The 25662-nt window shown below is 62.1% G+C and carries 18 protein-coding genes; 13 read left to right on the top strand and 5 right to left on the bottom strand.

Annotation, left to right across the window (positions count from 1 at the left end; all coding sequences use genetic code 11):
* Window positions 1-162 precede the first annotated feature (162 nt).
* The 3 genes from NKI01_RS16710 to NKI01_RS16700 are packed head-to-tail and all read right to left on the bottom strand — an operon-like array spanning window position 163 to window position 2761.
* Window positions 163-1086 (bottom strand): carbohydrate kinase family protein, encoded by a 924-nt coding sequence (locus tag NKI01_RS16710; protein WP_352483656.1) that lies wholly within the window; start codon window positions 1084-1086, stop codon window positions 163-165.
* The gene (locus tag NKI01_RS16705) at window positions 1083-1529 is read right to left on the bottom strand and encodes an RbsD/FucU family protein (RefSeq protein ID WP_023718455.1); all 447 of its coding nucleotides are present in this window, start codon (window positions 1527-1529) and stop codon (window positions 1083-1085) included. The genes NKI01_RS16710 and NKI01_RS16705 overlap by 4 nt, the downstream gene beginning before the upstream one ends.
* Before the next feature lie 2 nt (window positions 1530-1531).
* Window positions 1532-2761 carry an ROK family transcriptional regulator gene (locus tag NKI01_RS16700; protein ID WP_352494808.1) on the bottom strand — a complete coding sequence of 410 codons (1230 nt, stop codon included), beginning with the start codon at window positions 2759-2761 and terminating at the stop codon, window positions 1532-1534.
* A gap of 229 nt (window positions 2762-2990) precedes the next feature.
* Here NKI01_RS16700 and NKI01_RS16695 point away from each other — a divergent pair, with 229 nt between their 5' ends.
* From NKI01_RS16695 to bglA, 10 genes are all read left to right on the top strand, one after another.
* On the top strand, window positions 2991-4007 hold the full coding sequence (locus tag NKI01_RS16695; protein WP_023718453.1) for a sugar ABC transporter substrate-binding protein: 1017 nt from the start codon (window positions 2991-2993) through the stop codon (window positions 4005-4007).
* 89 nt (window positions 4008-4096) lie between these two features.
* Entirely contained in the window at window positions 4097-5179 is a 1083-nt protein-coding gene (locus NKI01_RS16690) for an ABC transporter permease (protein ID WP_023718452.1), read from the top strand.
* Complete coding sequence (locus tag NKI01_RS16685; RefSeq protein WP_023718451.1) at window positions 5176-5964, top strand: ATP-binding cassette domain-containing protein; 789 nt, start codon at window positions 5176-5178, stop codon at window positions 5962-5964. Before NKI01_RS16690 ends, NKI01_RS16685 begins: the two co-directional genes overlap by 4 nt.
* A gap of 166 nt (window positions 5965-6130) precedes the next feature.
* On the top strand, window positions 6131-8599 hold the full coding sequence (locus tag NKI01_RS16680; RefSeq protein ID WP_023718450.1) for a glycogen/starch/alpha-glucan phosphorylase: 2469 nt from the start codon (window positions 6131-6133) through the stop codon (window positions 8597-8599).
* Window positions 8600-8744: 145 nt separating this feature from the next.
* A complete protein-coding gene (gene glgB, locus NKI01_RS16675) occupies window positions 8745-10958 on the top strand; it encodes a 1,4-alpha-glucan branching protein GlgB (protein WP_352483653.1) in 2214 nt (737 codons plus the stop codon).
* A 35-nt stretch (window positions 10959-10993) separates the two neighbouring features.
* Entirely contained in the window at window positions 10994-12259 is a 1266-nt protein-coding gene (gene glgC, locus NKI01_RS16670) for a glucose-1-phosphate adenylyltransferase (RefSeq protein ID WP_023718448.1), read from the top strand.
* Between the two features lie 3 nt (window positions 12260-12262).
* Complete coding sequence (gene glgA / locus NKI01_RS16665) at window positions 12263-13708, top strand: glycogen synthase GlgA (protein WP_352549172.1); 1446 nt, start codon at window positions 12263-12265, stop codon at window positions 13706-13708.
* A gap of 3 nt (window positions 13709-13711) precedes the next feature.
* Window positions 13712-15340 carry an alpha-D-glucose phosphate-specific phosphoglucomutase gene (locus NKI01_RS16660; protein WP_023718446.1) on the top strand — a complete coding sequence of 543 codons (1629 nt, stop codon included), beginning with the start codon at window positions 13712-13714 and terminating at the stop codon, window positions 15338-15340.
* Window positions 15341-15593: 253 nt separating this feature from the next.
* Window positions 15594-17597, top strand: coding sequence for a glycogen debranching protein GlgX (gene glgX, locus NKI01_RS16655; RefSeq protein WP_352963939.1), 2004 nt, complete (start codon window positions 15594-15596; stop codon window positions 17595-17597).
* The gene (bglA, locus tag NKI01_RS16650) at window positions 17587-19215 is read left to right on the top strand and encodes a beta-galactosidase BglA (RefSeq protein WP_352963938.1); all 1629 of its coding nucleotides are present in this window, start codon (window positions 17587-17589) and stop codon (window positions 19213-19215) included. The genes glgX and bglA overlap by 11 nt, the downstream gene beginning before the upstream one ends.
* A 13-nt stretch (window positions 19216-19228) precedes the next feature.
* On the opposite strand, the gene NKI01_RS16645 is transcribed toward bglA, so the two are convergent.
* On the bottom strand, window positions 19229-21013 hold the full coding sequence (locus tag NKI01_RS16645) for a pilus assembly protein TadG-related protein (RefSeq protein WP_352963936.1): 1785 nt from the start codon (window positions 21011-21013) through the stop codon (window positions 19229-19231).
* 1 nt (window position 21014) lies between these two features.
* Window positions 21015-21494, bottom strand: a complete 480-nt coding sequence (locus tag NKI01_RS16640) for a TadE family protein (protein ID WP_084642568.1) — start codon at window positions 21492-21494, stop codon at window positions 21015-21017.
* A 373-nt stretch (window positions 21495-21867) separates the two neighbouring features.
* Here NKI01_RS16640 and NKI01_RS16635 point away from each other — a divergent pair, with 373 nt between their 5' ends.
* The 3 genes from NKI01_RS16635 to NKI01_RS16625 all read left to right on the top strand — a co-directional run bounded on the left by NKI01_RS16635 (window position 21868) and on the right by NKI01_RS16625 (window position 25661).
* A complete protein-coding gene (locus NKI01_RS16635; protein WP_023718441.1) occupies window positions 21868-23460 on the top strand; it encodes a peptide ABC transporter substrate-binding protein in 1593 nt (530 codons plus the stop codon).
* 166 nt (window positions 23461-23626) lie between these two features.
* On the top strand, window positions 23627-24550 hold the full coding sequence (locus NKI01_RS16630; RefSeq protein WP_023718440.1) for an ABC transporter permease subunit: 924 nt from the start codon (window positions 23627-23629) through the stop codon (window positions 24548-24550).
* Complete coding sequence (locus NKI01_RS16625) at window positions 24543-25661, top strand: ABC transporter permease (RefSeq protein ID WP_023718439.1); 1119 nt, start codon at window positions 24543-24545, stop codon at window positions 25659-25661. Before NKI01_RS16630 ends, NKI01_RS16625 begins: the two co-directional genes overlap by 8 nt.
* The last annotated feature ends 1 nt before the right edge of the window (window position 25662 follow it).

Here is a 25662-nt window from a genome sequence, read left to right as displayed (position 1 = left end):
CAAGTGTCGCAGCCTGTTACCTCTGGTTTCCGATCTGCCCTCTTAAACGCGGGAAAATCCGGGCTTCGGCATGCTTGATATGGGCTGCGCATCCCGCCCGCCAGGTTAGGCGAAACATAAAGTGATCGCCGGCAGGCAGTCCGTGAGGCGGTTGCCAGCCGGTCAGGCGAGTTCATGCCGCCATGGCGGATTGGCGCCGGCCCGCGAGACCGTCACCGCCGCGGCCTTGGCGCCGAGCGTCAGCGCCTTATGGATGGCTTCTTTCGGCAGGCCGGCGATTGCCGTCTTCGACAGCAGGCCCTGCTCGTGCAAGGAGGCAAGGATGCCGGCATTGAACGTGTCGCCGGCGCCGACCGTATCGACCACCTCGACCTTGTCCGGCACGACCGTGACCCGGTGCTGGCTGCTGTAACCAACCGCGCCCTCGCTGCCGTGGGTGACGACGATCAGCTTCGGGCCGCGGTCCAGCCAGTTGCGGACGACGTCCTCATGCGAGCCGGCTTCGTCGAACCAGTTCAAATCCTCGTCCGACAGTTTCACGATGTCGGCCATCGCCATCATGTTGCGGATGCGCCTGAGATGCCTGGCCTTGTCGGGAATGAAGTTTGGCCGGATGTTGGGGTCGAGCATCATCACGCGGCGCTCATGCTCACGTCGCATGAACTCCTCATAGGCCGATCCGGCCGGTTCCGAGATCAGGCTGATGGCGCCGAACAGCATGGCCTCGATCTCGCTGCCGAGCTCCGGCAGGTCCTCGATGGTCAGCATGCGCCCGGCGGTGTTCTCGTCATAGAATGTATAGGTCGCCTGGCCGTTGGTGAGCCGCACGAAGGCGAGCGTGGTCGGCCGCGGCGAGGTGTGCGCATAGGTGGAACTGACCTTGCTGGCCCCCAGCGCCTCCCTGAACTGCCCGCCGAACAGATCCGACGACAGGCCGGAGAAGAAGCCGGCCGGCGCGCCGAGTCGGCCGAGCGCAATGGCCGAGTTGAAGACGGCACCGCCGACATAGGGGGCAAAGGCCGCTTCGCCCTCCGTCGTGGTGCGCGGCAGCATGTCGATCAGGGCTTCGCCGCAGCAGAGGATCATGAAGTCTTGCTTTCCGGCGGATAGATCACGCCCTTGCGAATGATGATGTTGGCGTAAAGCCGCGGCTCGCTCGTCGCGACGATCGCGTGCGCGGCCTTGACCCGTGCATAGAAGTCGGCGCCGGCAAGCGCAACCACCTTGCGGCCCGGCGCATGCCTGGCGCAGATCGCTTCAATCTCATGATGAACCGGATCGGCGAGCAGGGGATCGCCTTTAGCCGAGGCGCGAAACAGCGCCTGCGGCACGGCGTCGTCGACAGGCAACACGCTCAATACGGCATCCAGCACCGGGACGAGATGATGACCGTCGGCGCGGATCAGCCGCTGTGCCTGCTGTTCGGCCGGGTAGTTGCCGTCGACCAGCGCGATCTCGTCGCCATGGCCCATGGCGCGCAACATCGCCAGAAGCTCCGGGCCGAGCAGCGCCGGGATACCGATCAGCATGCTCAGAAGCTCCGGGAAATCGTGGTCGAGCCGATGAGGAAGCGCTCCGATAGCGGCAGACTGGCGCCACCCAGCGCCCGCGCATGGATGCCGACCGTTCCCTCGCGGACGGCCGGCAGCCTCAGGCCTTCGCCGTCGATCCTGCCGATGGCCTGGATGACGGCATCGACAAGCCGCCTGCGCACGGCGAGCGGCATCCATCCGTCGATCACCGCGGCTTCGAAATCGATGACGGACGACGCCGCAACGATGGCATAGGCGAGCGCCTGCGAGGCGCTGGCGATCCAGTCGTCAAGCTCGGCACCGATCTCGCCCCAGTCCCCCGGTGATGTCCACAGATGCGAGGCCTCGACGCCGCGTGCGTTGAGCGCCTTCTCCAGCGTGGCGATCGATGCAACGTCGATCAACTGCGTCGGCTTGCCGTCAGGCCCGGGCACTGGCATTGAGCCCAGCGCGCCGGCATTGCCGGTTGGGCCGCCAAACAGCCGGCCGTTCAGCACGATGCCGCCGCCGGCAAAGGCACCGATGTAGAAATAGACGAAATCGCGCGCCGCACCCGCCGCCTGGCCGAACACGAGCTCGGCGCCGCAGGCCGAGGTGGCATCGTTTTGCAGGTAGACCGGAAATTCGCATTGCGCCTGGATGTCGGCGCGGATGTCGCGATGGCGCCATTCGTCCATGATTTCACGCGGCGCGCCGGCGGTATCGGCCCAGTTCCACAATTCGAACGGCATGGCGATGCCAAGCCCGGCGATGCGCTTGTCCTGCGCAGGAGTGAGCTCGCCGCGCATCTTCTTCATGCCGCTCGTAACGAATTCCACCGTCTCGCGCGGCGCCGGATAGCGGTACGAATGCTGCAGCATCGAGCGCACATTGCCGAGGAAATCGATCAGCACGAGCTCGGCGCTGCGCCGGCCGATCTTCAGGCCGATGAAATAGGCGCCGTCGGGATTGAGCGCCATGGGTATCGAGGGCTGGCCAATCTTGCCGCGCAACGGCGCCTGGCGAACGAGCAGGTCGTCCTCCTCCAGCTCGCGCATGATGACTGATACTGTCTGCGCCGAGAGGCCAGTCATGCGTGCGATGTCGGATTTGGCCAGGCTGCCGTGCTGGCGCACCAGCGACAGCACCAGCCGCTCATTGTGGTCCCGCATGCCGCTTTGATTGGTGCCGCGGTGCAGGCGGCTTTCGGCCGCATCGGGCGAGCCGTGCCTTGTAATGCCGGTCTCCACCCCTGTTCCTCCCGTCGTTTCCCCTCAATGCTTTTGGTCTAGAGTGAGTGAACAATCCTGCGTTGTCAATAATAAATAAGAGTGATTTAATTATTGACAGTGCTGGCGGACTGGTGTCTCTTGAGATCGGCGTCGACACTGGGAGATTTCGTCGGACGCGCTGCAGATGCCGGTTGGCCGGCATCCTAAATGGTTCAATGGGAGGAAAATCGTGACCACGTCAAAACTGTTGAAATCCACCGTGTTTGCCGCGGCCGGACTGAGCCTGATGGCGTTTGCGTCGACGGCATCGGCCGCCGGGGTCGGCGCCTGCTTGATCACCAAGACCGACACCAATCCCTTCTTCGTGAAGATGAAGGAAGGTGCCGCCGCGAAAGCCAAGGAAATCGGTGTCGATCTGAAAGCCTATGCCGGCAAGGCGGAAGGTGACAATGAGGGCCAGGTTGCGGCGATCGAATCCTGCATCGCCGACGGCGCCAAGGGCATTTTGATCACCGCCACCGACACTGCGGCCATCGTGCCGGCGGTGAAGAAGGCGCGCGATGCAGGGGTGCTGGTGATCGCTCTCGACACGCAGCTCGAGCCTGCCGATGCCGCGGATGCGACGTTTGCGACCGACAATTTCAAGGCCGGCGAGCTTATCGGCTCCTGGGCAAAGGCTACCTTGGGCGACAAGGCCAAGGATGCGCACATTGCCTACATGGATCTGATCGCCAGCCAGCCCTCCGTCGACGTCCAGCGTGATCAAGGCTTCATGAAGGGCTTCGGCATCGACCTCGGCGATCCCAAGAAGATCGGCGACGAAACCGACGCACGCAACGTCTGTCACGATCTGTCGAGCGGCAATGAGGATGGCGGGCATACTGCCATGGAGAATTGCCTGCAGAAGGATCCGGATATCAACGTCGTCTACACCATCAACGAACCTGCGGCCGCGGGCGCCTACCAGGCGCTGAAAGCCGTCGGCAAGGAGAAGGACGTCCTGATTGTCTCGGTCGATGGCGGCTGCCCCGGTGTCAAGAACGTTGCCGAGGGCGTGATCGGCGCCACTTCACAGCAATATCCATTGCTCATGGCCTCGCTCGGCATCGAGGCGATCAAGACCTTTGCCGACACCGGCAAGAAGCCTGAGCCGTCGCCCGGTCTGAACTTCTACAACACCGGCGTCACGCTGATCACCGACAAGCCTGCCGCCGGCATCGAATCCATCGATACGAAGCAAGGCCTCAGCAAGTGCTGGGGTTGATTTGATCCCCTGATCGGCTCAACTTCAAAAGAACAATAGGGAATGTGGAGCGGTTTCGGCCGCTCCACATCACAGGCGGGGAGGCCGACTTGAGCGTCGAAACAACCAGGAGCAAGGGACCGCAGGAATTCGAGACGGTCCTGGCCGCTAGCGACGCCAGCGTCGCATCATTCGAGACGCATTCCCGCTCGACGTTGGAGAGCATCCAGCACCGCTTGCATAAAAGCCCGGCCATGGTGCCGCTGATCATCCTGCTCATCTCGGTGGTTCTGTTCGCAGTCGTCGTCGGCGGACGCTTCTTTTCTCCCTTCACCCTCACCCTGATCCTCCAGCAGGTGGCGATAACCGGCATGGTCGGCATCGCGCAGACACTGGTGGTGCTCACCGCCGGCATCGACCTGTCAGTCGGCGCCATCATGGTGCTGAGCTCGGTTGTTATGGGCCAGTTTGCCATGCATTACGGTGTTCCAGCGCCGGTCGCCGTTGCCATCGGGCTGCTTGTCGGCGCGATTTGCGGCTTGATCAACGGCATTCTCATCGCCTGGGTGAAACTGCCGCCCTTCATCGTGACGCTCGGCACCTGGTCGATCTACGCTGCCATCAACTTCATCTATTCCGGCAACGAGACCATCCGCAGCCAGGATCTCGAGGCGACGGCACCGCTGCTGCAGTTTTTCGGCGGCTCGTTCAGGATCGGCGGCGCAGTCTTCACCTATGGCGTGCTGTTGGTGCTGATCATGGGGGCAATTGCCTGGTACGTGCTCAATCACACCGCATGGGGCCGGCATGTCTACGCAGTCGGCGACGACCCGGAAGCCGCGGAACTGTCGGGGGTGCGCGTCAGCCGGATGCTGGTCACGGTCTATACCCTGACCGGCATCATTTGTGCCATCGCCGGCTGGGCCTTGATCGGACGCATCGGATCGGTCTCGCCGCAGGCCGGGCAGTTCGAGAACATCAATTCGATTACCGCCGTGGTGATTGGCGGCACATCACTGTTCGGCGGCCGCGGTTCCATCCTCGGGACCATCTTCGGTGCGCTGATCGTCGGGGTGTTCGCGCTCGGCCTCAGGCTTTGGGGGACAGATCCCCAATGGACGCAATTGTCTGTCGGCGCCCTTATCATCATCGCTGTTGGTATCGACCAGTGGATCAGGAAGATCTCGGCATGAACCAGACTCAGGAACCGATCCTTACCGCCCGCAGCCTGGTCAAACGCTACGGTCGCGTCACCGCCCTCGACAATGCCGATTTCGATCTCTATCCGGGCGAAATCCTTGCTGTCATCGGCGACAACGGCGCCGGCAAGTCGTCGCTTATCAAGGCGATTTCCGGCGCGGTCGTGCCCGACGAAGGCGAGATCCGGCTTGAAGGCAAGCCTATTGCATTCAAATCGCCGATGGAGGCCCGCGAAGCCGGCATCGAGACCGTCTACCAGAACCTGGCGCTGTCGCCGGCGCTGTCCATCGCCGACAACATGTTTCTCGGCCGCGAGATCCGCAAGCCGGGCTTTCTTGGCAGCTGGCTGCGCATGCTCGACCGTCCGGCGATGGAAAAGCGCGCCCGCGACAAGCTGACCGAACTTGGCCTGATGACCATCCAGAACATCAGCCAGGCGGTGGAAACTCTCTCCGGCGGTCAACGCCAGGGCGTGGCGGTGGCGCGCGCCGCGGCGTTCGGCTCGAAGATGGTCATCATGGATGAGCCGACGGCCGCGCTCGGCGTCAAGGAGAGCCGCCGCGTGCTCGAACTGATACTCGACGTCAAACGCCGAGGCCTGCCGATCGTGCTGATTTCACACAATATGCCGCATGTCTTCGAGGTGGCGGACCGCATTCACATTCATCGGCTCGGCCGTCGCCTGTGCGTCATCGATCCGAAGCAATATACGATGTCCGACGCGGTCGCCTTCATGACCGGCGCCAAGGTCCCGCCGGAGGCGGCGCTGGCGGCCTGAACAAGAACTTGAGGCCCGCCGCTGAGGGCGCGGTGTTTCAATGCCAAATTGCCGCAGGGCAACCCGGCTTGCGGTCGCCTGAATCCATTGAACATCCGGTGGGATGCATTAGCATTGGCGGAGATGGTGAAAGCCGCATGATCCTGGCAACGTCACGAGAGGCAGCATGACGCGCGCGATGACAACCGAAGCTCCTCTGCCCACCCTCGAAAACCCGGATCCCAAGACGCTCGCCGACGAAGTCTTGCAGGCCCTCAAATACAGGGTCGGCAAGGGCACCAACGTTGCAACCCAGTACGATTGGCTCACCGCCTCGATCAAGGTTGTGCGCGACCGCATCGTCGATCATTGGATGCAGGCGACCCAAGAGGCCTACGCCCAGCAGGAAAAGCGCGTCTATTACCTGTCACTGGAATTCCTCATCGGCCGCTTGATGCGCGATGCCTTCTCCAATCTCGGCCTGATGGACAATATGCGCGAGGCGCTGTCGTCACTTGGCGTCGACCTCGACATCATTGCTGCGCTCGAACCGGACGCTGCCCTTGGCAATGGCGGCCTTGGCCGGCTCGCCGCCTGCTTCATGGAAAGCATGGCTACCGTCGATATCCCCGCGCATGGCTATGGCATTCGCTACGCCAACGGCATGTTTCGGCAGGAGATCCATGACGGCTGGCAAGTCGAACTGCCCGAGACATGGCTCGATCACGGCAATCCTTGGGAGTTCGAACGCCGCGAACGCTCCTTCGAGGTCGGCTTCGGCGGCTCGGTGGAATCGATCACCTCGAAGGATGGCAGGCTCGAGCGCCATGTCTGGAAGCCGACCGAACATGTTCTGGCCGTTGCTTACGATACCCCGGTGGTTGGCTGGCGGGCCAACCGCGTCAACACGCTGCGTCTGTGGTCCGGCATGCCGGTCGATCCGATCCTGCTCGACAAGTTCAACGCCGGCGATCACATCGGCGCGCTCGCCGAGAGCAACAAGGCCGATGCGCTGTCGCGCGTCCTTTACCCGGCCGATTCCCACAAGGCAGGCCAGGAGTTGCGGCTCAGGCAGGAGTATTTCTTCTCCACCGCCTCGCTGCAGGACATCCTTCAGCGTCATCTCAGCCAGTATGGCGACCTGCAATCGCTGCCCGACAAGGCGGCGATCCATCTCAACGACACCCATCCGGCCATCGCCGTCCCCGAGCTGATGCGCCTGTTGATGGATGTCCACGGCATGGATTTCGACCAGGCGTGGAGCATCACCAAGCGCACCTTCGGCTACACCAACCACACGCTGCTGCCCGAAGCGCTGGAAAGCTGGCCCGTGCCGCTATTCGAGCGGCTGTTGCCGCGCCACATGCAGATCGTCTACGCCATCAACGCCGAGGTGCTGCTCGAGGCGCGCGTCTCCGACCAGTTCTCGGACGAGCAGATCAGCCGCATCTCGCTGATCCAGGAAAATGGCGATCGCCGCGTGCGTATGGGCAATCTGGCCTTTGTCGGCTCGCACTCGATCAACGGCGTCTCGGCACTGCATACGGAATTGATGAAGGAGACGGTGTTTGCCGACCTCCACAGGCTCTACCCGGACCGCATCAACAACAAGACCAACGGGATCACACCGCGGCGCTGGCTGATACAGTGCAATCCCGGCCTCACGGCACTCACCCGAGAGGCGATCGGCGACGGCTTCCTCGACGACATCGACGAGATAAAGCTGCTCGATCCTTTCGCCGAGGACGCTGCCTTCCGCGACAAGTTCGCCGCTGTCAAACGGGCGAACAAGACGAGGCTTGCCAATCTCGTTGCCGACCGGCTCGGCATCAAGGTGGACCCCTCGGCGCTGTTCGACATCCAGGTCAAGCGCATCCACGAATACAAGCGCCAGCTCTTGAACATTCTCGAAGCGGTCGCGCTTTACGACCAGATCCGCTCGCATCCGGAGCGCGACTGGATGCCCCGCGTCAAGTTCTTCGGCGGCAAGGCGGCGCCCAGCTATCACAACGCCAAGCTGATCATCAAACTTGCCAACGACGTCGCCCGGGTCATCAACCGCGACCCGGCGGTGCGCGGCTTGCTGAAAGTGGTGTTCGTGCCGAACTACAATGTCAGCCTAGCCGAGATCATGATGCCGGCCGCCGATCTTTCGGAGCAGATATCGACCGCCGGCATGGAAGCGTCCGGCACCGGCAACATGAAGTTCGCGCTGAACGGCGCGCTGACCATCGGCACGCTCGACGGCGCCAATGTCGAGATCAAGGAATGCGTCGGCGACGACAACATCTTCATCTTCGGCCTGACCACCGATGAGGTCGCCGAGCGGCGCAACAATGGTTACGATCCGCGCGCCGTAATCGAGGGATCGCCTGAATTGGCGCAGGCGCTTGCCGCGGTTTCGTCCGGGGTCTTTTCGCCTGACGATCCGGACCGTTATCGCGACCTGATCAACGGCCTTTACCAGAGCGACTGGTTCATGGTCGCTGCGGATTTCGATGCCTACGCCGCCACCCAGCGCGACGTCGATGCCGTCTGGCGCAACAGCCCGGACTGGTACGCCAGAGCCATCCGCAATGTCGCCCGCGTCGGCTGGTTCTCGTCCGACCGCACGATCCGCCAATATGCGAAAGACATCTGGCACGTGCCCGCCTGATGTGATTGCATGAGACCAGGAACAATGTGGCCCTAGTGGAGTGATTTGACCTTCGCATCCCTTGGAAGGTCAGGCGGCCTGCGACTGTCGAATTCAAAACTTCACTAGAAACACGCACTTGGTGCCCGAGGAGGGACACTGCCTGATGAGCAAGCCGCGCGCGACCGTTGCGACAAGCGGGCCGGACGGACTGGCGCCAGCCGGCGATGTCGCGGCGATTGTCGCCGGCACGCATGGCGACCCGTTCTCCGTGCTTGGCGTGCATGAGGCGGGGAAGGGCTTTGTCGGCCGCTGCTTCGTCCCTCATGCCGAGTCCGTCACCGCCTATACGCTGACCGGCAAGAAGGCCGGCGAGCTGTCGAGACGCGACGATCGCGGCTTCTTCGAGGGCAAACTGTCGCTGCGCAAACGCCAGCCGCTGCGCTATCACGCCAGGAACGCCGGCGGCGACTGGTGGCTGACCGATCCATATTCCTTCGGCCCCGTGCTCGGCCCGCTGGACGATTATTACATCGCCGAAGGATCGCATCTCAGGCTGTTCGACAAGCTCGGCGCTCATCTCATCGACCATGAGGGTGCATCGGGCGTACATTTTGCGGTGTGGGCGCCCAATGCAAGGCGTGTCTCGGTGGTCGGCGACTTCAACGAGTGGGACGGCCGCAGGCACACCATGCGCGACCGCCGCGATACCGGTATCTGGGAGCTGTTCATTCCCGACATCGGCGCCGGCCGCCCTTACAAATACGAGATCATCGGGCCGGATGGCGTGAGATTGCCGCTCAAGGCAGATCCGTTCGCCTTCAAATCCGAACTGCGCCCGGCTACCGCCTCGGTGACGGCGCTGCCGCCGGTGCATGAATGGGGCGACGAGGCGCACCGGAACTACTGGCGCAATGCCGACCACAGGCGCGAAGCCGTATCGATCTACGAGGTCCATGCCGGCTCATGGCGGCTTCACGACGACGGCAGCTTCCTGTCATGGGACGAGCTCGCCGACCGGCTGATCCCCTATGTGGTCGAGACGGGTTTCACCCATATCGAATTCATGCCGATCTCCGAACACCCCTATGACCCGTCCTGGGGCTACCAGACGACCGGTCTCTATGCGCCGAGCGCCCGCTTTGGCGATCCGGACGGTTTTGCCCGCTTCGTCGACGGTGCCCACCGCGCCGGCATCGGCGTCATCCTCGACTGGGTGCCGGCGCATTTCCCGGTTGACGAACACGGTCTGGCAAAGTTCGACGGCACCGCACTCTACGAACATGCCGATCCGCGCAAGGGCTTCCATCCCGACTGGAACACCGCGATCTACAATTTCGGTCGTCGCGAGGTGGTCTCGTTTCTTGTCAACAATGCGCTGTTCTGGGCAGAGAAATATCACGTCGACGGTCTGCGCGTCGATGCGGTCGCCTCGATGCTTTATCTCGATTATTCGCGCAAGGCCGGTGAATGGATTCCCAACGAGAGGGGCGGGCGCGAGAACCTGGAAGCGGTCAGCTTCCTGCAACGGATGAACAAGGAGGTCTACGGCCACCATCCGGGTGTGATGACCATCGCCGAGGAATCGACCTCGTGGCCGAAAGTCTCGCAGCCGGTGCACGAGGGCGGACTGGGCTTCGGTTTCAAGTGGAACATGGGCTTCATGCACGACACTCTGGAGTATTTCTCCAAGGAGCCGATCTTCCGCAAGCATCACCACAACGACATCACCTTCGGCCTGGTCTACGCCTTCAGCGAGAACTTCGTGCTGCCGCTGTCCCATGACGAGGTGGTGCACGGCAAGGGAACGCTGCTTAACAAGATGGCCGGCGACGACTGGCAGAAATTCGCGACGCTGCGCGCCTATTACGCCTTCATGTGGGGCTATCCCGGCAAGAAGCTGTTGTTCATGGGCCAGGAGTTCGCGCAACGCCGCGAGTGGAGCGAGGCGCGCGCGCTCGACTGGAACCTGCTCGATTTCCGGCTCCACCGTGGTGTCTGGCAGACGGTGCGCGATCTCAACTATCTCTACCGCTCGCGCCCGGCGCTGCATGCCCGCGACTGCGAGCCGGAGGGCTTTTCCTGGCTGATCGTCGATGACAGCGCGAATTCGGTGTTCGCTTGGCTGCGCAGCGCGCCGGGCGGCAACCCGGTCGCCGTCATTTCCAACTTCACGCCGGTGCCGCGCGACAATTACCGCGTGCCGTTGCCGCAGACCGGAAAATGGCGCGAGATCATCAACACCGACGCCACGGACTATGGCGGTTCCGGCAAGGGCAACAGCGGCCTCGTCGAGGCTCGGGCGGAAGGAGGAGGCATTTCGGCGACGATGCTTTTGCCGCCGCTGTCGACGATCATGCTCGAATTCGTCCCGGACTGAGCTATGTCTGGAGCATCTAACCTGGGAGGATAGGAATGGCTGAAACAAAACGAACACAGCCGCTGGCACGCGACGCCATGGCTTATGTGCTGGCCGGCGGCCGTGGCAGCCGGCTCAAGGAACTGACCGACCGCCGCGCCAAGCCGGCGGTCTATTTCGGCGGCAAGACCCGCATCATCGATTTCGCGCTGTCCAATGCGCTCAATTCCGGTATCCGCCGCCTCGGCGTCGCCACCCAGTACAAGGCGCATTCGCTGATCCGCCACCTGCAGCGCGGCTGGAACTTCCTGCGGCCCGAGCGCAACGAGAGTTTCGACATCTTGCCGGCCAGCCAGCGTGTGTCGGAAACACAGTGGTATGAGGGCACCGCCGACGCCGTGTACCAGAACATCGACATCATCGAGGCCTATGGGCCGGAATACATGGTCATCCTGGCCGGCGACCACGTCTACAAGATGGATTACGAATTGATGCTGCGCCAGCATGTAGAGGCCGGCGCCGATGTCACCGTCGGCTGCCTCGAAGTGCCGCGCATGGAAGCCACCGGCTTCGGCGTCATGCATGTCGACACCAAGGACACCATCATCTCCTTCATCGAAAAGCCCGCCGATCCGCCGGGCATTCCCGACAAGCCGGATTTTGCGCTGGCCTCGATGGGCATCTATGTGTTCAAGACCAAGTTCCTGATGGAGCAATTGCGTCGCGATGCGGCGGAGCCCGGCTCCAGCCGCGACTTCGGCAAGGACATCATCCCCTACATCGTCGAACACGGAAAGGCGATCGCGCATCGCTTCGCCAAATCATGCGTGCGCTCGACCGCCGAGAACGAAGCCTATTGGCGCGACGTCGGCACGGTCGACGCCTATTGGGAAGCCAATATCGACCTGACCGACATCACGCCGGAACTCGACCTCTACGACCGCGACTGGCCGATCTGGACCTACGCCGAGTTGAAGCCGCCGGCAAAGTTCGTGCATGACGAAGATGGCCGCCGCGGGTCGGCCGTGTCGTCTCTCGTGTCGGGCGATTGCATCGTTTCGGGCGCTTCGCTGAAGCGAAGCCTGATCTTCACCGGCGCGCGCATCAATTCCTATTCGACGCTGGAGGAGGTCGTCATGCTGCCCGACGTCCATGTCGGCCGCAACGCCAGGCTGAAGCGCGTGGTCATCGATCACGGCGTCAGGATCCCGGAGGGGCTGGTGGTCGGCGAGGATCCTGTCCTCGACGCCAAGCGTTTCCGCGTTTCGGAAAAAGGCATCTGCCTGGTCACGCAGGACATGGTCAACAGGCTGGGATCGTAGTGCATGCAGGTTCTGTCGGTGGCGCCCGAGATCTTTCCGCTGGTCAAAACCGGAGGGCTCGCCGACGTGACTGGCGCCTTGCCCGTGGCATTGGCCGGCAACGGCGTCAACATGCGCACGCTCGTCCCCGGCTATCCTCAGGTGATGGGCGCCTTCAGGAAAAAGAAGGCGGTTCAGCAATATCCATTGCTGCAGGGTGGGAAGGCTTCGGTGCATGCCGTCCAGATCGCCGGGCTCGACCTGTTTGTGCTCGACGCGCCGCATCTTTTCGACCGTCCCGGCGGCCCGTACGGCAACGCGGCCGGCGCCGACTGGCCGGACAATTGGCGGCGGTTCGCGGCCTTGAGCCAGGTCGGCGGTGATATTGCTGCCGGCGCCATCTCCGGCTACCTGCCCGATATCGTCCATGCCCATGACTGGCAGTCGGCAATGACACTCGCCTATATGCGCTACGGCAAGGCGGTCGGCACGCCGTCGATGATCACCGTCCATAACCTCGCCTTCCAGGGCCAGTTCGGCGCCGGCATCTTTGGCGAGCTTGGCCTGCCGGCGGCGGCGATGGCGCTCGACGGCGTCGAATATTATGGCGGCGTCGGCTTCCTCAAGGCCGGCCTGCAGGCCGCCTGGGCGATCACCACGGTCAGCCCGACCTATGCGCAGGAAATCCGCTTGCCCGAATTCGGCATGGGCCTCGACGGCCTGATCAACATGCGCTCCGTCGATCTCCATGGCATCGTCAATGGCATCGATACCGAGATCTGGAACCCGGAAACCGACACGCATCTGGTCTCCAACTACACGGCAAAGACGCTTAAGGCGCGAATGCCCAACAAGGCCGCGGTCGAGGACCGTTTCAGCCTCGATCGCGATGACAGCCCGATCGTCTGCGTTGTCAGCCGGCTGACCTGGCAAAAGGGCATGGACATATTGGCGGCCGCCGTCGACGGTATCGTCGCGGCAGGTGCACGGCTGGCAATCCTTGGGTCTGGCGACGCCGGGCTCGAAGGCGCGTTGCTTGCCGCCGCAGCCCGCCATCGTGGTCGCATTGGCGTCGTCGTCGGCTATGACGAGGGGCTCTCCCACACCATGCAGGGCGGCTGCGACGCCATCATTATCCCGTCGCGCTTCGAACCTTGCGGGCTGACGCAGCTTTACGGCCTGCGCTATGGCTGCGTGCCGGTCGTCGCGCGTACCGGCGGCCTTGCCGACACGGTTATCGATGCCAACGAAGCCGCCATCTCTGCCGGCGTGGCGACCGGCTTCCAGTTTGCGCCCCCCATTGCTGGCGCCCTGCTGCACGCCATCCGCCGCCTTGTCGAAGCGCATGCCAATCCCGCGGTGTGGGCGTCGATGCAGCGGCAAGGCATGAAGGCCGACGTGTCGTGGGACAAAAGCGCCGAAAAATATGTCCAACTCTATCGCTTGTTGCTTTCGAAAAGGGCTGCCTGACTGATGATCCGCACTGTCGCCACCAAACCCTATCCCGACCAGAAGCCCGGCACCTCCGGGCTGCGTAAAAAGGTCCCGGTGTTCCAGCAGGAGCACTATGCCGAGAACTTCATCCAGTCGATCTTCGACGCGCTGGACGGGTTCGAAGGCAAGACCCTGGTGATCGGCGGCGACGGCCGCTTTTATAACCGCGAGGTCATCCAGAAGGCCATCGCCATGGCCGCGGCAAACGGCTTCGGCAAGGTGATGGTCGGGCAGGGCGGTATCTTATCCACGCCGGCCGCTTCGCATGTCATCCGCAAATACAAGACCTTCGGCGGCATCATCCTGTCCGCCAGCCACAATCCGGGTGGCCCGCATGAGGATTTCGGCATCAAGTACAATGCCGGCAATGGCGGCCCGGCGCCGGAAAAGCTGACCGACGCGATCTTCGAAAAAACCAAGGTGATTTCGAGCTTCAAGATCGCCGATATCCGACCGGTCGACATCGACACGATCGGCACGGTCGAGGCAGGAGACATGACCGTCGAGATCATCGATCCGGTCGCCGACTATGCCGAACTGATGGAAAGCCTGTTCGATTTCAATGCCTTGCGGGCGTTGTTCAAATCAGGCTTCCGCATGCGCTTCGACGCCATGCATGCGGTGACCGGCCCCTATGCCAAGGAGATCCTCGAAAACCGGCTAGGGGCGCCGAACGGCACCGCTCGTAATTTTATCCCGCTGCCGGATTTCGGCGGCCACCATCCCGATCCCAATCTGGTGCATGCAAAACACCTCTACGACGAGATGATGGGGCCGGATGCGCCCGACTTTGGCGCGGCCTCCGACGGCGACGGCGACCGCAACCTGATCATCGGCAAGGGCATTTTCATCACCCCGTCGGATTCGGTGGCGATGCTCGCCGCCAATGCCCATCTGGCTCCGGGTTACAAGGCCGGGCTGAAAGGCATCGCCCGTTCGATGCCGACCAGCGGTGCTGCCGACCGGGTCGCCGAAAAGCTCGGCATCGGCATCTATGAAACGCCAACCGGCTGGAAGTTTTTCGGCAATCTGCTCGATGCCGGCATGGCGACGATCTGCGGCGAGGAGAGTGCGGGGACCGGCTCCAATCATGTCCGCGAAAAGGACGGCCTGTGGGCCGTGCTTTTGTGGCTCAACATCCTTGCCGCGCGCGGCGAAAGCGCCAGGCAGATCGTCACCGAGCATTGGGCGGCCTATGGGCGCAACTACTATTCGCGCCACGATTACGAGGAGGTCGAGACCGATCGCGCCAATGCGCTTGTCGACGAACTGCGCGGCAAACTTGGCTCGCTGCCGGGCACCAGCGTGCGCGGCATGACAATCGCCAGCGCCGACGATTTCGCCTATCACGATCCGGTCGACGGCTCGGTCAGCAAGAACCAGGGCATAAGAGTATTGTTCGAAGGCGGCTCGCGCGTCGTCTTCCGCCTGTCCGGCACCGGCACCTCGGGCGCGACGCTGCGCCTTTATTTCGAGCGCTACGAGCCAGACAAGAGCCGCCACGATCTCGACACCCAGGAGGCGCTTGCCGATCTGATTGCGGCGGCCGACGACATTGCCGGGATTCGCAGCCATACCGGCCGCGCCAAGCCGAGCGTGATTACGTGAGCTTGGAGCGGCGCGCCTTTCCTTCTCCCCTTGTGGGGTCCGAAGGACGGGGCGAGACCCGTGGCTCGCCCCCGGGCGGTGGATCGGCGCGAAGCGCCGAGACGGATGAGGGGTGTTGGAAGGAATGCCGTCCGCGCCAAGCTGGAGCACCCCTCATCCGTCGCCTTCGGCGACACCTTCTCCCACAAGGGGAGAAGGGGGAGCTAACCTGGCAACGCCTCAAACTGTCTACGACCTGCTGCTGTGAGCGCGCGTGAGCCAACTCGGCGCAACCATCACCAAAGAAGGCATTCGCTTCGCCGTATGGTCCTCGTCGGCTCGGCGCATCTGGGTCTCGATTTTCGACGAGCGAGGAAGGCGCGAGATCGACCGGCTTGAACTGCAGCCCGAGGGCGACGGCGTGCATACGCTTTTTGTTGCCGGTCTCGCCGCCGGCACCCGATACGGGTTCCGCGCCGATGGCGACTACGCGCCGGAACAGGGGCTCTGGTTCGATCCCGACAAGCTGCTGGCCGATCCCTATGCCGTCGAGATCGACAGACCCTATGCCTATGACGGCCGGCTCGCCGCACGCCAGGGCGAGGGGGGCGACACGGCGTCGCTGATGCCGAAGGCCATTGCCGGCGCCTTGCCGGAACCCTTGCCCGCCTTGCCGCCTCTGTTTAGGCCCGGCGGCCTCATCTACGAGGTGCAGGTGCGCGCCTTCACAAAGCTGCATCCCGACATTCCCGAGAAGCAACGCGGCACCATTGCAGCCCTCGCTCATCCTCTTGTTGTCGAGCATCTGCAAAAACTCGGCGTTGCAGCCGTGGAGTTGATGCCGGTGACTGCATCGATCGACGAACGGCATTTGCCGCCGCTCGGGCTGGGCAACGCCTGGGGCTACAATCCCGTGACCTTCATGGCGCTGGATCCGCGACTGGCGCCCGGCGGTCTGGCTGAGCTGCGCGAAACGGTCGCCGCGCTGCGCGAGGCCGGCATCGGTACCATTCTCGACCTGGTGTTCAACCACACCGGCGAAAGCGACCGGCTCGGCCCGACATTGTCGCTGCGCGGGCTCGACAACCGCGCCTACTACCGGCACGAGGCCGACGGCGCTCTGGTCAATGACACCGGAACCGGCAATATGGTTGCCTGCGATCATCCGGTCGTCCGGGAAATGGTCCTCGACACGCTTCGCCACTTTGTCCAGCACGCCGGTGTCGACGGGTTCCGCTTTGACCTGGCGCCGATCCTTGGCCGCGTCGACGGCGTTTTCGACGCCGATGCGCCGCTGCTGAACGCCATTCGCAACGACCCAGTTCTTGCCGACCGTGTGCTGGTCGCTGAGCCCTGGGACATCGGACCGGATGGCTATCAGCTCGGCAATTTTCCGCCGCCCTTCCTCGAATGGAACGACAAATACCGTGATGATATCCGCCGCTTCTGGCGCGGCGACGGCGGCATGATCGGTGCGCTGGCGACGCGGCTTGCGGGGTCGTCCGATGTCTTTGCCAAACCAGGCCAGGCAACGGTCCGCAGCATCAATTTCATCGCCGCACATGACGGGATGACACTGGCCGACATCGTTGCCTATGAACACAAGCACAACGAGGCCAATGGCGAACAGAACCGCGACGGCCACGACGACAACCTGTCCTGGGACAATGGCGTCGAGGGCCAGACCGACGACCAGTCAATCGTTACGGCCCGTTTCGATGACCAACGCGCACTGCTGGCGACGCTCTTTGCCTCGCGCGGCACGATCATGCTGACGGCCGGCGACGAATTCGGCCGCACGCAGCGCGGCAACAACAACGCCTACGCGCAGGACAATGACCTCACCTGGCTCGACTGGGCCGGGCGCGACCGGGCGCTGGAGCGGTACACGGCTCTGCTCGCCAAGATGCGTCGTGCCGCGCCGGCGCTTTTGGACGCAAGCTTTCTCACCGGCGAGCCTGCGGCCGGCTCGGAAATAGCTGACGTCGTCTGGCTGAGCGAAACCGGCGTGCCGCTCGACGAAGCAGCCTGGCACGATCCTAGGCGGCATCGGCTGGTCATGGTTCTCGGCGATGAGGACGGTCGCCTTGCCGTGATCATCAATGGTGACCGTCGGGCCTGCATGTTCACGCTGCCGGAACGGGCGGGTTTTCATTGGTGCCCAGCCATCGAAACGGATAGTGGCGATATCTCACGGCCGGTTTTGGGGCGAACGGTCATATTCATGATCGAAAGCAGGGCCGCGCAGGCGGGCGCAGGGGAGAGCCATGATGGGTGACAATGCCGAATGGTGGCGCGGCTGCGTCATCTACCAGATCTACCCGCGCTCCTTCCAGGACACGACAGGCGACGGTAGCGGCGATCTCCTCGGCATCACCTCGAGGCTTGCCCATGTCGCATCGCTCGGTGTCGACGCCGTTTGGCTGTCGCCTTTCTTCAAGTCGCCAATGGCCGACATGGGCTACGACGTATCGGATTACTGCGCCGTCGATCCGATGTTCGGCACATCAGAGGATTTCGACGCGCTGATTGCAGAGGCGCACCGGCTCGGCCTGAAAGTGATCATCGACCAGGTCTTGTCACATTCGTCGGATCGGCACGAATGGTTCGTCGAAAGCCGAACGAGCCGCGATAACGCCAAGGCCGACTGGTACGTCTGGGCCGATGCGAAGCCCGACGGCACCGCGCCCAACAACTGGCTGTCGCTTTTCGGCGGCCCCGCCTGGGAATGGGACGCAACGCGCAGGCAATATTACCTGCATAATTTCCTCGCCTCGCAGCCGGACCTGAATTTCCACAATCCGCAGGTGCAGGACGCCTTGGTGGAAACGGTGCGGTTCTGGCTCGAGCGTGGCGTCGACGGTTTCCGGCTGGATACGGTCAACTATTACGTCCACGACCGCTGGCTCCGCAGCAACCCGCCTTTGGCGGAAAGCGTCGCCGGCACCAATACGGCAACCAGCCCCTATTTTTACCAGGAGCATCTGTTCGACAAGACGCAGCCGGAAAACCTTGCTTTTCTCAGGCGCTTCCGGGCGTTGCTTGACGAGTACGAAGGCCGCGCCGCGGTCGGCGAGATTGGTGACGAAAGCCGTTCGTTGCAGACGCTTGCCGCCTACACGGGCGGCGGCGACAAGCTCCAAATGTCCTACACGTTCGACCTGCTTGGCCCGCAATTCTCCGCGGCGCATGTGCGCGGTTGTGTCGAGGCCTTCGAGAGTACGGTGTTCGACGGCTGGGTTTGCTGGGCATTCTCCAACCACGATGTCGTGCGCCATGTCAGCCGCTGGACAAGGCCGGGCGGCGATCCGGACAGGGTGGCGAAATTCTCAATCGTGCTGCTTTCTTGCCTGCGCGGGTCGATCTGCCTCTATCAGGGCGAGGAGCTCGGGCTGGAGGAGGCCGAACTGGCGTTCGAGGATTTGCGCGATCCTTTCGGCATCCGCTTCTGGCCGGAGATCAAGGGGCGGGATGGGTGCCGCACGCCGATGGTCTGGGAGGCTGGCGCCGATAATGCCGGCTTTTCAACCGGCAAGCCGTGGCTTCCGGTCCCGGCAAACCATCGCGCCCGCGCGGTCGATGTCCAGGACGGCGAGCAAACCTCCGTCCTGGCGAGCTACCGGGCGATGCTGGCCTTGCGCAAGCAGCATCCGGCGCTGGTTCGAGGCTCGATCCGGTTTCTCGATGCTGAGGGCGACGTCCTTGCCTTCATTCGCGAAGGCGGTGACGAAAAGCTGCTCTGCGTCTTCAATTTTGCCGATGAGCCGGCCGGCTGGCAATCGCCGCCGGATCTGGATGTGATAGAGCCGATAGATCTTGGCAGTACTACCGGCGTCTTGCAGGAAGGAGCTCTATCCCTGCCGCCGCTCGGCTGCTTTCTCGGCCGGATCGGCTGATCTCTATTTGATCTCATTGAACGAGTACGGAGCGCCCGCAAGTCGCGCCGACAACCCGGACATCGGCCTCGCCGACATGCACGCCAAGCGCTGCAAGAACGTTATAAACCAGTGCGTCGACAGGCGCCGTCACGCCGTTCAGAACCGTTACCACCGCCGGCTTCACCGTTCCGAGCAGAGCCGTCACGTCCAGCCCGAGGCCCAGCGCATTGACCGAGAGCGACAGCCCGCTGACCAGTGACGTGGTGAGCGATTGCGTCAGGTTCTTCGTCGAAACCGTCTTTATCGTCTTGTTGGCGATATCGGTGCTGTCGAACGTCAATGTGGTCGGATCGTTGTTGGTGATCGCAAGTGCTGAAGAACCCTTCACATCGAGCAGATTGAGGGTGAGCAGCAGGAGCTTCACGCTTACCTGTGCAATCGTGGCATCGGAGAACGATTGCGGATTGCTGAAATCGGCGAAGGCCGATGGGTTGTTGTCGGCGTCGCTGGCGGCAAGGTGCAGCGAGGCCACGCCAGGCTGCGCGGCGATCGAGACCTTGATGCTATCCGGCCGGCCCGTCGGGCAGCTGATGTCGGTTAGTTTGGCTTCCGCATAGGCGACTTCGACATGCAGAGGCAGGTTGACGGATAGCAGACTGATGCCGCCGCCGAGATTGGAATTGCCGATGCCGACTGTGGTGACCAGCTTGATTCGTGTCTGCGCAGTGCGCACCACGGTGCCTTTTTCCCCGACGGCCAGCCAGGGTGAATATTGCATCGGTTCACCGATGGCGACGGCGAGCGTGGTGGAGGTAAGTCCCGGAATAGTGGCGCCGAGATCGACCTGGACCTGGTTTGAGCCATTGGCCAGCGAGGCGGCGGCACCCAGCATGCCCATCGCGCTTGCGTCGACGGAAAAGCCTGGAGACTTTTGTCCGAGGCCGAGCTTGCCGATCGAACCAAGGTCGACAAGATGATTGAGCGGTATCTTGGCCGTGTTGGTAGCCCTCGACGCGATTGTCTGTAGGACAAGTTTGCTGGCGCTGCCCGTCCCCGAAGCATTGGCCATGGCGGTCGCGATCTGGCCTACCGTCGCTTTCGAGGCCAGCACTTCGGAATAGCTGACGCCGGTCAGTTGCAACTGCACCGCAAGGGCATCGACGAACGAAAGCACGTTGACGTCGGCCGAAATCAGCGCGTTGTAGTCCATGACGCTGAGCGAGATGTTTCCGCCCAGCAGCTTACTGAGAAGCGCGTTGAGGATGCCGCCGTTGACGCTGAGAAGCCTGGATCCGACCGAGAACATCGCTTGCGGCGTCATGCTGGCAATGGCTTCGGTGCCGACAACCGGAGTAGGGATGAGCGAACTGGCGAAATACCGGGCGGGGATTTTGTGTAGAGTGACGCGAACGGCGTTGTAAGGCGGTTTACCGGCTTCGAAGCGCTTGTCGACCCCGACCGAGGACGCCGCTGAGTATCGGCCGCCGGTGACGGACACGACGGTTTTCCCAACCGTGGGAACGATTGTCTCACCCGGCTTTTGAACAATGATGCCGGGCATTCGGTTGTCACTGAGCGTGGTTACCGCCGCGGCTTCCATATTGTTGATGTTCGACGCCGCGGTGATCGCCGCCAGATCGGTCATCGCCTGGGCTTCCCTGCGCTCCGTGTAGATCGAACCTTCGTCGACAGCGAAGGCCGCCAGCCCCAGCGCGAATGGCGCTATCAGCGCAGTCATGACGGCAAAGTTCGCCTTCTTGTCGCCAACGATGGAGCGAGCGATCCGCCCGATGCCCCTCAGCAAGAACTGCGACATTTCAAATGCCTCCAATCCTGATGGTAGACCTGCGCGAGATCGTGGTTTGCGGCATCGCAAGGCTGGGCAACAGGTTCCAGATCGGCAGGTTGCTGGCATCGTACTGGATCGACACGACGAACTGATTTCCGTCGGCCGTGCTGTCCGTCGCCTGATAGGTCAGCTTGCCGGAATCGACGAACGGGTATCCACTGGCATTGTTTTTGACGAAACCCGCCACCAGCGCCTGGCGCTCGGTTTGGTTCAATCCGGCAATTGCAGTACGGGCGGCATCGGCGGCGATTTGCTGCAACGAGTTGCTTGCACCAAAATAGATACCATATGCAACCATTCCGAGTACGAGCAGGATAAAGATCGGGGAAAGCAGGGCGAATTCGACCGCGGAAGTTCCGGATTCTTCTCCAATTTTGCGTAGATTTGCCCTTATTGGGCGCAATATTTTACGCTTTAATGTGACAGTATTACTGTCTATCTTGTTCATTGCCCTTGCCCGTTGGACCATAAAGGTCGATGTGCCGAACCCATCGGGATTTGTAACCCTTGGTTGCCTAAGAACCAATTAATACATTCCGGTAAACTGAAATGATCAGCCAGATTATCGGCGTTCTGGCCAGGAAACCCAGCCAAACTCATGCTTTCGATCATTGATTGGCGGTTCGCAAAGCGGCTGCCCCGGCCCCCTTACTTTGGGTGACCCCGAGAGTCTGTTGAAATAAAAAATCTCCACGTTACTGTTTGGCCACCAGCTGCCGGAAAGGGAACCGGCTGCGCGCTCGAAAGGAACCAGCCAATCGGTTTCGGGGCGTCAACACTTAGAGACGTAGCTGAAGGGCGACGTCATTAGGGAGAACTCCATGCTGAAACATGTGCTGAAGGCGACGGTACTCGCCACGACCATGGTCTTGGCCGCCGGTACGTTCTACACGCCGGCTTTCGCCGAAACCGTCTACAACCGCGGAGCCGCCGCCGAAGCGGAGACGCTCGATCCGCACAAGACCTCGACGGTCTACGAAGCCGATATCATACGCGACCTGTTCCAGGGCCTCGTCATGCATGACCAGAAGACGAACCTCATTCCGGGCGCAGCCGAAAGCTGGACGGTGTCCGACGACGGCACTGTCTACACCTTCAAGCTGCGCAAGGACGGCCTCTGGTCGGATGGCAGCCCGGTGACGGCGGACGACTTCGTTTATTCGTTCCGTCGGCTGGAAGATCCGGCCACCGCTGCCGAATACGCTTCCATGCTCTATCCGGTGAAGGGTGCCGAGGAAGTCAACACCAAGAAGGGAAAGCCGGAGGATATGGGCGTCAAGGCGATTGACGCAAATACCCTCGAAGTCACCCTCAAGGCGCCAACGCCTTACTTCCTGGAGATGCTGACCCATCAGGCGACCTTTCCGGTTAACAAGGCGTCCATCGAAAAGCTTGGCGCCGACTGGATCAAGGCAGGCAAGCTGGTCTCCAACGGGGCCTTTACAGCGGCGGAGTGGATTCCCAACGACCATCTCAAGCTGGTGAAGAATCCGAAATTCTGGGACGCCGCCAGCGTCAAGTTAGACGTGGTCAACTACATCCCGACCGAGGATCGCTCGTCTGCGATGAAGCGCTTCGAGGCCGGCGAATTCGACAGTTACGGTGACCTGCCGACGGAACAGCTCGCCGATCTCAAGTCCAAATTCGGCGACCAGGTCCGTGTCGGGCCATATCTCGGCACCTACTATTATGCGATCAAGACCGACAAGGCGCCGTGGGACAATGTCGAACTGCGCAACGCCATCTCGATGGCGATCGATCGCGACTTTCTCGCCGAAAAAGTCTGGCAGAATTCGATGCTGCCCGGCTATTCGATGGTGCCTCCGGGCATCGAGGGCTACACGCCGGCACTGGCCAAATACGCTGACATGCCGCAGATCGACCGCGAGGATGAAGCCAAGAAAATCCTGGAGAAGCTCGGCTATACGCCCGAGCATCCGTTGAAGATGCAGATCCGCTACAACACCTCGGAAAACCACAAGAACACCGCTGTCGCCATCCAGGAACAGCTGAAGCCGCTTGGCGTCGAGGTCACGCTGCTCAACACCGATACCAAGACCCACTACTCCTTCCTTGAGCAGAAGGGCGACTATGATGTGGCGCGTGCCGCGTGGATCGCCGACTACAAGGATCCGGAAACCTTCCTTGGCATCACCCGCAAGGCCAGCGGCAACAACTATTCGAGCTACGTCAGCCCGAAATACGAAGAGGCCATGGACAAGGCCGCCGCGGCCGGCGGCAAGCCCGAAGAGCGCATGAAGGAACTCGCCAAGGCCGAGCGCATCCTCGTCGACGATGTCGGTAACATCCCGCTTCTCTACTACAGCTACCACGACATCGTTTCCTCGAAGCTGCACGGCTTCGACGACAATGTGATGGACATCCATCCGTCCCGCTTCATCAGCAAGGACTGATCCCTTAGCCAGGCCGCCGCGCAACTCGATGCGCGGCGGCGCTGGTTTGCCATCGCATCGGCCCGGGAACCGGATTCGATTTTCGACAATGTCGGTGCGAAGATTTGAAGGCTAGAGCGCAATCGTCCAGTTGGACGCGCGCTGCTCTGGATCAAGCGGGGCACCGATGCTGCGTTACGTATTTCGGCGGCTGCTGACCGCCATCCCGACGCTGTTCGTCATCGTGACCATAGCGTTCTTCCTGATACGCGTCGCGCCGGGCGGCCCGTTCAACCAGGAGCGGGGCCTGAGCCCCGAGATCAGGGCCAATCTCGAAGCCCAGTTCGGGCTCAACGACCCGCTCTGGCTGCAGTACCTCCATTATTTAGGCAATCTTCTGCGCGGCAATTTCGGCCCCAGCTACAACATGCCGGATTTCACCGTCGGCGAGTTGTTCAGGGAAGGCCTGCCTATCTCGATCCAACTCGGCGCTTCGGCGCTCGTTCTGGCGCTGCTTCTCGGCAGCGTGCTCGGCACTGTTGCCGCGCTCAACCAGAACAAGCTTGCCGACTATTCGGTGATCGCGTTGGCGACCGCCGGCAGCACCATTCCGACCTTCGTCATCGCTCCGGTGATCCAGCTTGTATTCGGATTGACCTGGAAGCTGCTGCCGATCGGCGGCTGGGGCGATGGAGCCGTCATCAATAAGGTCGGCCCGGTGCTGACGCTCGCTCTGCCGCAGATCGCCATCGTCGCTCGATTGATGCGCGGCTCGATGATCGAATCGCTGCACTCGCATCACATCCGCACCGCCCGCGCGCTTGGGTTGTCGAACTGGTCGGTCGTCGTCAAGCATGCGCTGCGCGGCGCCATCCTGCCGATCGTCTCCTTCACCGGTCCGGCGGCCGCAGCCCTTCTCACCGGCTCGATCATCGTCGAGACCATCTTCTCTATCCCGGGCATCGGCCGCCATTTTGTCGTTGCCGCACTCAATCGCGACTACACACTGGTGATGGGGACGGTGGTGGTCATCGCGCTCTTCACCATTGTCTTCAACCTGATCGTCGACGTCCTCTATGGTGTCGTTGATCCGAGGGTGCGCTATGACTGATATCGCAGTTGCAGCACCGGTCGTCGGCCGATCCCTGTGGGGGGATGCGTGGGCGCGCCTCAAGGCCAACCGCGCGGCCATGTTCAGCCTCTATTATCTTGCCTTCATCGCCGTCATCAGCGTGTTTGGACCCTCTTTCGTGCCGCACCAATACACCACCATCTATGGCGACTATGTCCGCACGCCGCCGAGCTTCTCCGCCTATCCAAAGGCCGACATGATCGAAGGCGCTCTCGACGAGGCGATCAGGCGTATGCGCGTCGACATCAAGGAGTGGCGGCAGGAGGGCAGCCGTGTGTTCGTTACCGTCAGATCGTCCAAGCCGATCGACGACCGCAACATTCGCTACCTTGATCGTTCCGATACCTTCGATGACACAAAGATCGAGAGCAAATCGCCGGACGGTCTCGAAATGGTGATGAGTGCATCGATCAAGCAGCAATATTTCCTGTTCGGCACCGACAATACCGGCCGCGATCTCCTGTCGCGAACGCTGATGGCCGGGCGCATATCGCTGGCCATCGGCCTGCTTGCTGGCATTGTGGCGGTGGTGATCGGCGTGCTCTATGGCGCCACCGCCGGCTTTGCCGGCGGCAGGGTCGACGAGGTGATGATGCGTATCGTCGACGTGCTTTATTCTTTGCCGTTCATCTTCTTCGTCATCATGCTGGTGGTGTTCTTCGGCAGGAACTTCGTGCTGATGTTCCTGGCCGTCGGCGCCGTGCTGTGGCTCGACATGGCGCGCATCGTGCGCGGACAGGCGCTATCGATCCGCCGGCAGGAATATGTCCAGGCGGCGGAGGCGATGGGCGTCGGGCAGCGCGGCATTCTGCTGCGCCATGTGATCCCCAATTTGCTCGGGCCGGTGGTGATCTACATGACGCTGCTGGTGCCGCAGGTCATCATCCTGGAGAGTTTTTTGTCGTTCCTCGGGCTCGGCGTCCAGGAGCCGATGACCAGCTGGGGCGTGCTGATTTCGGTCGGCGCCCAGAATATCGGCTCGGCCAACTGGCTGCTTTTGTTCCCGGCCTTCTTTCTCGTCTCGACATTGTTCGCGCTGAATTTCGTCGGCGATGGGCTGCGCGACGCGCTCGACCCGAGGGATCGTTGAG

Source organism: Mesorhizobium sp. M0815, from assembly GCF_040319995.1.
GTDB lineage: Bacteria > Pseudomonadota > Alphaproteobacteria > Rhizobiales > Rhizobiaceae > Mesorhizobium.
Note: the sequence above shows the minus strand (reverse complement) of the source record. Positions and strands in the feature narration are given on the sequence as shown.